At 74.6% G+C, this 9725-nt stretch carries 12 protein-coding genes; 10 read left to right on the top strand and 2 right to left on the bottom strand.

All coding sequences use genetic code 11. From position 1 onward, the window contains the following. Positions 1 to 7: 7 nt before the first annotated feature. On the top strand, positions 8 to 163 hold the full coding sequence (locus ACR9E3_RS12250) for a hypothetical protein (RefSeq protein WP_460380561.1): 156 nt from the start codon (positions 8 to 10) through the stop codon (positions 161 to 163). Positions 164 to 167: 4 nt separating this feature from the next. Further along, positions 168 to 1412 (top strand): lysozyme family protein, encoded by a 1245-nt coding sequence (locus ACR9E3_RS12245; RefSeq protein ID WP_460380560.1) that lies wholly within the window; start codon positions 168 to 170, stop codon positions 1410 to 1412. Between the two features lie 152 nt (positions 1413 to 1564). Here the strand turns inward: ACR9E3_RS12245 and ACR9E3_RS12240 are convergent, their stop codons facing one another. Then, on the bottom strand, positions 1565 to 2854 hold the full coding sequence (locus ACR9E3_RS12240) for a nicotinate phosphoribosyltransferase (RefSeq protein WP_460380733.1): 1290 nt from the start codon (positions 2852 to 2854) through the stop codon (positions 1565 to 1567). Positions 2855 to 2916: 62 nt separating this feature from the next. On the opposite strand from ACR9E3_RS12240, the gene clpS reads away from it, so the two are divergent. The 8 genes from clpS (at position 2917) to ACR9E3_RS12200 (ending at position 8290) form a co-directional block, all read left to right on the top strand. Beyond that, entirely contained in the window at positions 2917 to 3231 is a 315-nt protein-coding gene (clpS, locus tag ACR9E3_RS12235) for an ATP-dependent Clp protease adapter ClpS (RefSeq protein WP_460380559.1), read from the top strand. Beyond that, the gene (locus tag ACR9E3_RS12230) at positions 3228 to 3785 is read left to right on the top strand and encodes a DUF2017 domain-containing protein (protein ID WP_460380558.1); all 558 of its coding nucleotides are present in this window, start codon (positions 3228 to 3230) and stop codon (positions 3783 to 3785) included. The genes clpS and ACR9E3_RS12230 overlap by 4 nt, the downstream gene beginning before the upstream one ends. Before the next feature lie 29 nt (positions 3786 to 3814). Beyond that, complete coding sequence (locus tag ACR9E3_RS12225; RefSeq protein WP_460380557.1) at positions 3815 to 4321, top strand: M67 family metallopeptidase; 507 nt, start codon at positions 3815 to 3817, stop codon at positions 4319 to 4321. A 98-nt stretch (positions 4322 to 4419) separates the two neighbouring features. Next, positions 4420 to 4695 (top strand): MoaD/ThiS family protein, encoded by a 276-nt coding sequence (locus tag ACR9E3_RS12220; RefSeq protein ID WP_285655258.1) that lies wholly within the window; start codon positions 4420 to 4422, stop codon positions 4693 to 4695. A gap of 10 nt (positions 4696 to 4705) precedes the next feature. Continuing rightward, on the top strand, positions 4706 to 5656 hold the full coding sequence (locus tag ACR9E3_RS12215; RefSeq protein WP_460380556.1) for a PLP-dependent cysteine synthase family protein: 951 nt from the start codon (positions 4706 to 4708) through the stop codon (positions 5654 to 5656). Positions 5657 to 5724: 68 nt separating this feature from the next. Then, positions 5725 to 6369: a rhomboid family intramembrane serine protease gene (locus ACR9E3_RS12210; RefSeq protein ID WP_460380555.1), complete on the top strand. Its 645-nt coding sequence runs from the start codon at positions 5725 to 5727 to the stop codon at positions 6367 to 6369. 90 nt (positions 6370 to 6459) lie between these two features. Further along, on the top strand, positions 6460 to 7218 hold the full coding sequence (locus ACR9E3_RS12205) for an MBL fold metallo-hydrolase (RefSeq protein ID WP_460380554.1): 759 nt from the start codon (positions 6460 to 6462) through the stop codon (positions 7216 to 7218). Positions 7219 to 7300: 82 nt separating this feature from the next. Then, complete coding sequence (locus ACR9E3_RS12200) at positions 7301 to 8290, top strand: hypothetical protein (RefSeq protein WP_460380553.1); 990 nt, start codon at positions 7301 to 7303, stop codon at positions 8288 to 8290. 6 nt (positions 8291 to 8296) lie between these two features. Here ACR9E3_RS12200 and ACR9E3_RS12195 read toward each other — a convergent pair whose 3' ends face one another. Further along, entirely contained in the window at positions 8297 to 9715 is a 1419-nt protein-coding gene (locus ACR9E3_RS12195) for a DHA2 family efflux MFS transporter permease subunit (RefSeq protein ID WP_460380552.1), read from the bottom strand. Positions 9716 to 9725: the final 10 nt, after the last annotated feature.

The raw sequence follows: 9725 nt of genomic DNA, 5'->3' as shown, positions 1-9725 counted from the left end.
AGGATCCGTGTACGAGAAGCTCTGGACGCTGCTACCCGGACCCCTGGCGGTGCGGGTCGTCCTCGCCGTCGTGGCGGTCGCCGTGGTGGTGCTGGTGCTGATGACCGTCGTGTTCCCGGCCGTGGAGACGCTCCTCGTGCCGGGGGACGTCGCCTTCGGGTGACGCGATGGCCCCCTCGCCGGTACCGCCCACCCGCTGGCGGTCCCTCCCGGAGGACTACGCGCGGCCGCCCGCCGACCTCGACCTGACCGACCCGCCGGTCAGCGAGCGGCGCCGTGCCGCGGTGATCGTCGCCAGTGCGCTGGCGGTGCCGGTGCTCGCGGTGACCGTGTCGCTGGCGCTCGGCGCGGGCGGCGGTGACGGCGCGGACCGTCCGGCGCCCCGGCCGGCCGCGCAGGTCGCCCCGGCGCCGGTCGACACCGGGGCCCTCGGCGCGACCGGTGTCGCGCCCGGCGCGTGGGTCCCGCCCGCGGTCGCCGTGTCCGCGGGCGGTGACGTCGACGCGACCGGCATCCCGGCGCGTGTCCTGCAGGCGTACCGGGGTGCCGAGGGCGCGCTCGCTTCCTCCGCGCCGGGGTGCCACCTGCCGTGGTCGCTCGTGGCCGCGATCGGGCGCGTCGAGTCCGACCACGCCGGCGGCGGGGCGGTCGCCGAGGACGGCCGGACGCTCGCGCCGATCCGGGGACCGCGCCTCGACGGCACCGGCGGGCACCCGTTCCTCACGGACACCGACGGGGGCCGCCTCGACGGCGACCCGCTCGTCGACCTCGCCGTCGGGCCCCTGCAGTTCCTGCCGTCGAGCTGGGTGACCTACGGCGCGGACGGTGACGCCGACGGCGCGACCGACCCCGACGACGTCGACGACGCCGCCGTCGCCAGCGGGCGCCACCTCTGCGCCGGCGGCGCGGACCTCGCCGACCCGGCGCAGCGGTCCGCGGCCGTCTTCGCCTACAACCACTCGGACGCCTACGTGGCCCAGGTCCTCGCGATCGAGGCCGCCTACGCCGCGGGCGCCCCGGCGCCCGAGCTCCCGCCGTCGGTCGCGTCGTCCCCGGATGCGCTGCCGGCCCCGGACGTGCTGGCGGCGCCCGTCGTGCCTCCGGCCGCGCCGGCCCTGGGCGCACCGACTCCGGGCGTGCCGGCCGTGGGAGCACCGGCCGTGGGCGCGCCGTCCCTTCCGTCCGACGGGACCGTCGCCCCGGCCGAGCGCCCGGTGCCGTCGCCCGAGGTGCCGGCCCCCGAGGACTCGTCTCCCGGCGCGGGGCCGACCGCCACGACGTCGGCGTCGCCCCCGGTCGCGTCGACGCCGGCCGGGCCCACGACCGCGAGTCCCGGACCGCCGCCGACGAGCGCGTCGACGCCCCCGGAGCCGGCCGCGGACACCACGCCGCCCCTGTTCGGCGGCCCCTGACGCCGAAGATCCGGATCTGGTGAGCGGATGTTCCGCTGAGCGGAGCGTCCGCTCACCAACTCCGGATCTTGCCCGGACGGCGGGTGATCGTGGTGGATTTCCTGATACCGAACGTCAGCGTGGACGCCAGGCTGACAACGAACCCGGCGCGCCTACAGGGCGAAGGTCGTGGGGATGGCGGGTTCGCCGCGGGAGAGCTTGAGGCCTTCCCAGGGCACGGCGACGAGGCCCCGGCGCAGGTGCTCGCGGGCCTCGTCGAGCGACGGCAGGTCGCCCACCGGCTCGCCCTTGACCACCAGGGGCACGGGGACGACGCGGTCGTACTCGCCGGGGGCGACGGCGGCGTCGAGGCGGTGCACGACCTCCTCGACCGCCGTGCCGGTGGGCTTGTGCCGGCGCACCGCGGACTTCGCGCCGCCGCGCGACTCCTTCGACGAACTGCGCTTGGCCACCGGGCGGCCCTCGACGTCGACGAGCTTGTAGACCATGCCCGCGGTCGGGGCGCCGGAGCCGGTGACGACCGACGTGCCCACGCCGTAGGCGTCGACGGGCTCGGCGCGCAGGGACGCGATCGAGTGCTCGTCGAGGTCGCCGGAGATCACGACGCGCGTCCCGGTGGCCCCCAGCGAGTCGAGCTGGGCGCGGGCGCGCTGGGCCATGACGCCGAGATCGCCGGAGTCGATGCGGACCGCGCCGAGGTCGGGGCCCGCGACCTCGACCGCGGTCGCGATGCCCTGGGTGATGTCGTAGGTGTCCACCAGGAGGGTGGTGCCGACGCCGAGCGCGTCGATCTGCGCCCGGAACGCGTCGGCCTCGCTGTCGTGCAGCAGCGTGAACGCGTGCGCGCTGGTGCCCGTGGTCGGGACGCCGAAGCGGCGGTGGGCCTCGAGGTTCGACGTCGCGGCGAAGCCGGCGAGGTACGCGGCGCGCGCCGAGGCCACCGCCGCCTCCTCGTGGGTGCGCCGCGAGCCCATCTCGATCAGCGGGCGCCCGTTCGCGGCGGTGGTCATGCGCGCGGCCGCCGAGGCGATCGCGCAGTCGTGGTTGAGGATCGAGAGCACGAGGGTCTCGAGCAGCACGCACTCGGCGAACGTCCCGGTCACCGACAGCACCGGCGAGCCCGGGAAGTAGAGCTCACCCTCCGGGTAGCCGGCGATCTCCCCGCCGAAGCGGTGGTCGGCGAGGAACTCCGCGGCGTGGTCGCTCACGGCGCCGGCGTCGCGCAGCACGGCGACGCTGTCGGCGTCGAAGGTGAACCGCGCGAGGGCCTCGAGGAGCCGCGGCACACCGGCCACGACGCCGTACCGGCGGCCGTGCGGGAGGCTGCGGGCGAAGACCTCGAAGGTGCAGCGGCGGTCGGCCGTGCCGTCGGCGAGGGCCGCGTCGAGCATCGTGAGCTCGTACTGGTCGGTCAGGAGCGCGGTGCTGTGCCCCGGAAGCATCACCACCCCAGCCTATGGGGAGGCACGGCGCCGCGGAGCCGGACCGTGTCACGATGGTCCCCATGGAGGTGCGTCTGTCCGCTCCGGCCGAGCCGGACGTCGACGAGCGGACCGAGGAGGCCGTCGACGAGGCGACCCTGGCGGACACGCCGTGGCAGACCATCGTCTGGAACGACCCGGTCAACCTCATGTCCTACGTGACCTACGTGTTCCAGAAGCTCTTCGGCTACGACAAGGCCAAGGCCACGGCGCTCATGCTCGACGTGCACCACAAGGGCCGCGCCACGGTGTCGTCGGGAAGCCGCGAGAAGGTCGAGGGCGACGTGTCGCGCCTGCACGCGGCGGGCCTCTGGGCGACGATGCAGCGCGCCAGTTGAAGGCCTGGAGACGGCAGGGGCGCGGCGACCGCGTCCGGTACGTCGCGGTGCTCGAGCGGCCGGAGGCGTCGGTGCTGCGCGGGCTCATGGGCCAGGTCGAGCAGATGCTCACCGGCCGCAACGCCGCCGCCCCCGAGGACGAGCTCGCCGCGCTCACCGGCATCCGCACCGGCCCGTCCACCCCGCCCGACGACCCGGTGCTCGCGCGCCTGCTGCCCGACTTCGCGTCGTCGGGCGAGGACGACGCGGGGGAGCTGTCGGCGGCGATGCGCTCGGTGAACGAGCCCGAGCTCATCGAGGCCAAGCTGGACGCGATCGCCACCGTGCTCGCCACCTGTCCCGCCGGCGGGGGGCGGGTCGAGCTCGCGCCGCCGCAGGCCGAGGAGTGGCTGGCCGCGGTCAACGACGTGCGCCTGGCGCTCGGGGTCGCGCTCGAGGTGAGCGAGGACATGCCGGAGCACGTACCCGCCGACGACCCCCGCGCCGACCACCTGCCCGTCTACCACTGGTTGACGTGGTTGCAGGACTCGTTGGTGACGACGCTGACGGGCTGAGCCGCCGCGCGTTCCGTATCCTCGACACCGTGCTGGTGATCCGGGCCGACCTCGTCGACGAGCTGGTCGCGCACGCCCGTCGGGACCACCCGCTGGAGGCGTGCGGGCAGCTCACCGGCCCCGAGGGCTCGGACCGTCCGGAGCGCTACGTCCCGATGACGAACACCGACGCCGTGGAGAGCGACTACGCGTTCGACTCCCGCGAGCAGCTGCGCGTCCACCGCGAGAGCGAGGAGCGCGGCGAGGAGCCGGTCGTCGTCTTCCACTCGCACACGCGGGTGCCGCGGCGCCCCCTCACCGACACGGGCCTGCCCGAGGCGTACCCCTCGGAGAAGGACATCCAGTACATGGGCCTGCAGCCCGGGGTGCACTTCGTGATCGTCGCGCTGACCGGACCGGAGTCGGAGACCGACCTGCGCTCGTTCCTGCTGGACGAGGAGGGCGGCGTCGTCGAGGACGAGGTCGCGGTCGTCGAGAACTACATGTTCGCCCACACCGGCAGCGACGACGTCCCGGATCCTGGCGCCCGGTCCTGACGCGCCCGGCCTGCGTCATCGCAGGGTCACGGAATGTCGCGTCACCGTGCGACGCTGTCCATCGCAGAAGACCGTTCACCACGAACCGGAGGGAATCCGTGTCCGCCACCGTCTCGATCCCGACCATCCTGCGCACCCACACCGGTGGGGAGAAGCAGGTCAAGGCCGACGGCTCGACGCTGCAGGAGGTCATCACCGACCTCGAGGCCAACCACCCGGGCATCAAGGACCGCCTGGTGACCGACGGGGCGCTCCACCGGTTCGTCAACGTCTACGTCAACGACGAGGACGTCCGCTTCGCCGGCGGCCTGGACGCGCAGGTGCCCGAGGGCGGCACCGTGACCATCCTCCCGGCCGTGGCCGGCGGGCGCTGAGACACCGACCGTGGCCCGGTACGACTCCCTGATCCACGCCCTGGGCGACACGCCCATGGTGGGCCTGCCGTCCTTCTCCCCGGCGCCGCACGTGCGGCTGTGGGCGAAGCTCGAGGACCGCAACCCGACGGGCTCGATCAAGGACCGGCCGGCCCTGCGGATGATCGAGGCGGCCGAGGAGGACGGCCGGCTGACCGCCGGCTGCACCATCCTCGAGCCGACCTCGGGCAACACCGGCATCTCGCTGGCGATGGCGGCCAAGCTCAAGGGCTACGAGCTCGTGTGCGTCATGCCCGAGAACACCTCGGCCGAGCGGCGCCAGCTCCTCGAGATGTACGGCGCGAAAATCATCTTCTCGCCGGCCGCGGGCGGGTCCAACCAGGCGGTCGCGACCGCCAAGGAGATCGCCGCCCAGCACCCGGACTGGGTGATGCTCTACCAGTACGGCAACCCGGCCAACGCGCTCGCGCACTACGAGGGCACCGGCCCGGAGATCCTGCGGGACATGCCCACCATCACGCACTTCGTGGCGGGACTGGGCACCACCGGCACGCTCGTCGGCACCGGGCGCTACCTGCGCGAGCACAAGCCGGACTGCCAGATCATCGCGGCCGAGCCCCGCTACGGCGAGCTCGTCTACGGGTTGCGCAACATCGCCGAGGGCTTCGTGCCCGAGCTCTACGACCCCGACGTCCTCACCGGGCGCTACTCGGTCGGGGCGTACGACGCGCTGCGCCGCACCCGCCAGCTCGTCGAGCAGGAGGGGATCTTCGCCGGCATCTCGACCGGCGGCATCCTCCACGCCGCGCTCGCGCAGGCGGAGAAGGCCGCCGGGGCGGACGACGAGGCCGACATCGTCATGGTGGTCTGCGACGGCGGGTGGAAGTACCTGTCGACCGGCGCGTACAGCGGCACGCTCGAGGAGGCCGCGGAGGCCCTCGAGGGCCAGCTCTGGGCCTAGGCGACCCCGGGAAAGGTCAGGGTCGCGGCCCACACGGATCCGGCAGGTCCGGTCGTAGTGTCGAGGCCGTGACGAGCCCGGCGCGCCCCACGCCCCGCATCTGGCCGACGCACCCGGTGCGGGCCGCGATCCTCATGGTCGGGATCGTCGCGGTGCTCTGGCTCATCGAGCTGGCCGACCGGACGGTCTTCGTCTCGCTCGACCCGCCCCAGGGCCTCGACGACGACGGCATCGTGCCGCGCACGGTCGACGGGCTCGGCGGCATCCTGTGGGCGCCGCTGCTGCACGGCGGCTTCGAGCACCTGGCGAGCAACACGATCCCGCTGCTGGTGTTCGGGTTCCTCGTGCTCGCCGGCGGGCTCGGGCAGCTCCTCGCCGTCACCGCCGTCATCTGGCTCGTCAGCGGCGTCGGGGTGTGGCTCATCGGCAGCCCCGGCTCGACGATCGGCGCGTCCGGGATCATCTTCGGCTGGTTCGCGTTCCTGCTGGTCCGCGGGTTCTTCGCGCGCTCGTTCGGGCAGATCGCGGTCGCCGTGGTCCTGTTCCTGATCTACGGCGGGCTCCTGTTCGGCGTGCTGCCCAGCACCCCCGGGATCTCCTGGCAGGCCCACCTCTGCGGCGCGATCGGCGGCGTGCTGGCCGCGCGGCTCACCGTCGTCGCCGACCGGCGCCGCGCCGGGCCCGGTGCACCGGACGCACCGGCCGTCACCTGAGCGACCTCCCACGGTCCGTGCCCGATCCGTGACCGGAGTAGTCCTCGTGGGCCTGTGCGTTCGGGCAGGTCGGGCCCGTAGGGTGCGCCCGTGGAACTGATCGTCCTGGGGTGCTCCGGCAGCGGCGCCGGTCCGTACTCCCCGGCCTCGAGCTATCTCGTGCGGGCCGGCGACACATCCCTGGTGCTGGATCTCGGCAACGGGGCGTTCGGGGCCCTCCAGCGGCACATGGACCCGTTCGACCTCGACGCCCTGGTCCTGTCGCACCTCCACCCCGACCACTGCGCCGACGTGTCCGGGCTGATCGTCCACCGCCGCTACCACCCCGACGGTCCCGGCAAGGTCGTGCCGCTGCACGGGCCGACGGAGTCCGAGGTCCGCCTCGCCGTGGCCTACGCGCCCTCCTCCGACGAGCGCGTCGCCACCGACCTCACCGACGTCTTCACCCACCGCCCCTTCGCCCTCGGCCCCGGCGCGATCGGGCCGGTCGCGCTGACCAGCGCGCCCGTCGACCACCCCTGCGAGGCCTACGGCATCCGGCTGGAGTACGAGGGCCGCTCGCTGGTCTACTCCGGCGACACCGGGCCGTGCCGCGAGCTCACCGAGCTCGCGCGCGACGCCGACGTCCTGCTCTGCGAGTCCACCTGGAGCGACGGCCCCGAGCGCCCGCCGGGCGTGCACCTCTCCGGCCGGCAGGCCGGGCGCACGGCCCGCGAGGCCGGCGTCGCCCGCCTGCTCCTGACCCACGTCCCGGCATGGGCCGACGGGCCGGCGCTGCTGGCCGAGGCGCGCGAGGAGTTCCGCGGCCCCACGGAGCTCGTCGTCCCCGACGGGCACTACACCATCTGACGCCGACCACCGACTTTCGTCGGAGCGGCTCGATGCCGCGGATCGACGACGGCCGTGCCGGGGCCGCCCTACCGTCCCGGACATGATCACCGGACCGAACCGTCGCGCGGCCTGGACGCTGGTCGTGCTCACTCCGGTCGTCGCCGAGCTGGCCTGGGGCAGCACCCCGATGAGCATGGCCTGGCTGACGCTGGTGTGGATGCCCGTCTACGGCGCCGGCGTGCTGCTGATCCGCGAGGCGTGGGTCCGCTCCCGGCGGACGTGGGTCGCGCTGGTGCCGCTCGGGCTGGCCTACGAACTGGTCGAGGACGGGATCGGGCTGCAGGCGCTGACGAGCCCGTCGCTGTACCGCGCCGGCGAGTGGGGCGTCCGGGTGCTGGGGTTCAACGTCACGTACTGGGAGGCCAACGCGGTCTACCACGCCCTGTTCTCGGTGCTCGTCCCGATCGCGCTGACCCACCTCGCGTTCCCGTCCCACCGCGGCCGCCCCTACCTGCGCACGCCGGGTCTGGTGGTGACCGGCGCCGTCGCCGTGCTCGGCGTGGCCCTGTTGCGGGTGGCGGTGCCGCCGTTCCAGGACCCCGGCTACCTCGCGCCGCTCGCCGCGCCGGTGACGAGCGCGGTCGTCGCGGGCCTGCTCGCCGTGGTGGCGCTGCGCGTGCTGCCGCCCCGCGCCGACACCGCGCCGCAGCCGGGACCCGTCCCCGCGCCGTGGGCGCTCGGCGTCGCGTCCCTGCTCGTGACCGGCGTCGTCCTGTGGCTGATGTGGCCGCCGCACGCGCAGGGCCAGCCGGCCGGCACCCACGGGCTGTGGGTGCTCGTGCCGATGCTGGCGGGGCTGGTGCTCGTGGTGGTGTCCGGGATCGCCGTCGCCCGGTGGTCGGCGCGGGCGGCGTGGAGCGACCGGCACGCGCTGCTGCTGGTCGGGGGCATGCTGCTCGCGCACACGCTGGTCGGGACCGTGTTCTGGGCACGGTCGGCCGTGGACGTCGCCGGCCTCGTCGTGATCGCCCTCGTCACGGTCGGGCTGCTCGCGCTCCTGGACCGCCGCCTCGAGCCCGTGCCCGCCTGAGGGAGGTCAGACCCGGGCCGGCTCCGGGGCCGCCGTCGGCCGCGGCATCGGCACGAGCAGGGCCACCAGCGCCGAGGCCGCGACGACGACCGCCGCGACCGCGAAGGCCCGCGTCGTCCCGGCCGTCTGCGCCACCGGCGCGGCGGCGCCGGCCGCGGTGAGCGCGGCCGCGTGGGAGGCGGCGAGCGTGGAGAGCACCGACAGGCCGACCGCGCCCCCGATCTGCCGTGAGGTGGTCACCAGGCCGCTGACCAGGCCGGCGAGACCCGGTCCCACGCCCGTCGTGGCCGCGGTCGTCACCGCAGGGAAGACGATCCCCATCCCCAGCGACACCGCGATGCCGGGCCCGAGGATCCCCGCCGCCCAACCGGTGGTGGGGGTGAGGAACGCGAACCAGGCGAAGCCCGCGGCGGTGAGCGTGGCCCCGCCGACGAGCAGGGGACGCGCGCCGAGGCGGGGGAGCAGGCGGGAGGAGAGCTGCGAGCCGAGCACCACCGACGCCGACTGCGGCAGGAACGCGAGCCCCGCGGTGAGGGCGTCGAACCCGAGCACGCCCTGCATGTGCAGCGAGACGAAGAACCACATCGAGAACATGGCCGACGAGATCAGCAGGATGACGACGTTGGCGGTGCTCACCGACCGGATGCGGAACACCGACAGCGGCACGAGCGGGTGGCGGCTGCGGCGCTGGACCAGCACGAACGCGGTGAGCAGCACGGCGGCCAGGACCAGGCCGCCGAGCACGCGCACCGAGGTCCACGGCGCGGACTCCAGCGAGACCACCCCGTAGACCAGGGCGACCAGTCCGCCGGTCACGAGCACGGCGCCGGTCACGTCGAGCCCCGGCCGCTCCTCGGCGCGCGTCTCGCGGACGACGGCGAGCGCGAGCACCGCGGTGACGATCACCACCGGCACGTTGACCAGGAAGATCCAGCGCCAGCTCAGCAGCCCGACGAGCACGCCGCCCGCGAGGCCGCCGGTCGCGCCGCCGATCCCGCCCATCGCCGACCACCAGCCGAACGCCCGGGCGCGGGCCGCCCCCTCGGCGTACGTGGTCTGGAGGATCACCAGGGAGGCGGGGGAGAGCACGGCCCCGCCGAGGCCCTGGACGGCGCGGGCGGCCAGCAGCAGCGACGGGTCGTTCGCGAGCCCGCCGATGAGGCTCGCCAGGCCGAAGAGCCCGAGGCCGACGAGGAACACCCGGCGGCGCCCGAAGAGATCCGCGGCGCGCCCGCCGAGCAGCAGGAAGCCCGCGAACGCGAGCGTGTAGGCGTTGACCACCCACGCCAGTCCCTCGGCGTCGAACCCGAGCGCGGTGCGGATCGACGGGATCGCGACGTTCACGATCGATACGTCGAGGACGACCATGAACTGGGCGAGGCAGCTCGCGAGCAGCACGAGCCCGGTCCGGCCGACGGTGGTCACGTGACGCCAG

Source organism: Actinomycetospora sp. C-140, assembly GCF_054796175.1.
Note: the sequence above shows the minus strand (reverse complement) of the source record. Positions and strands in the feature narration are given on the sequence as shown.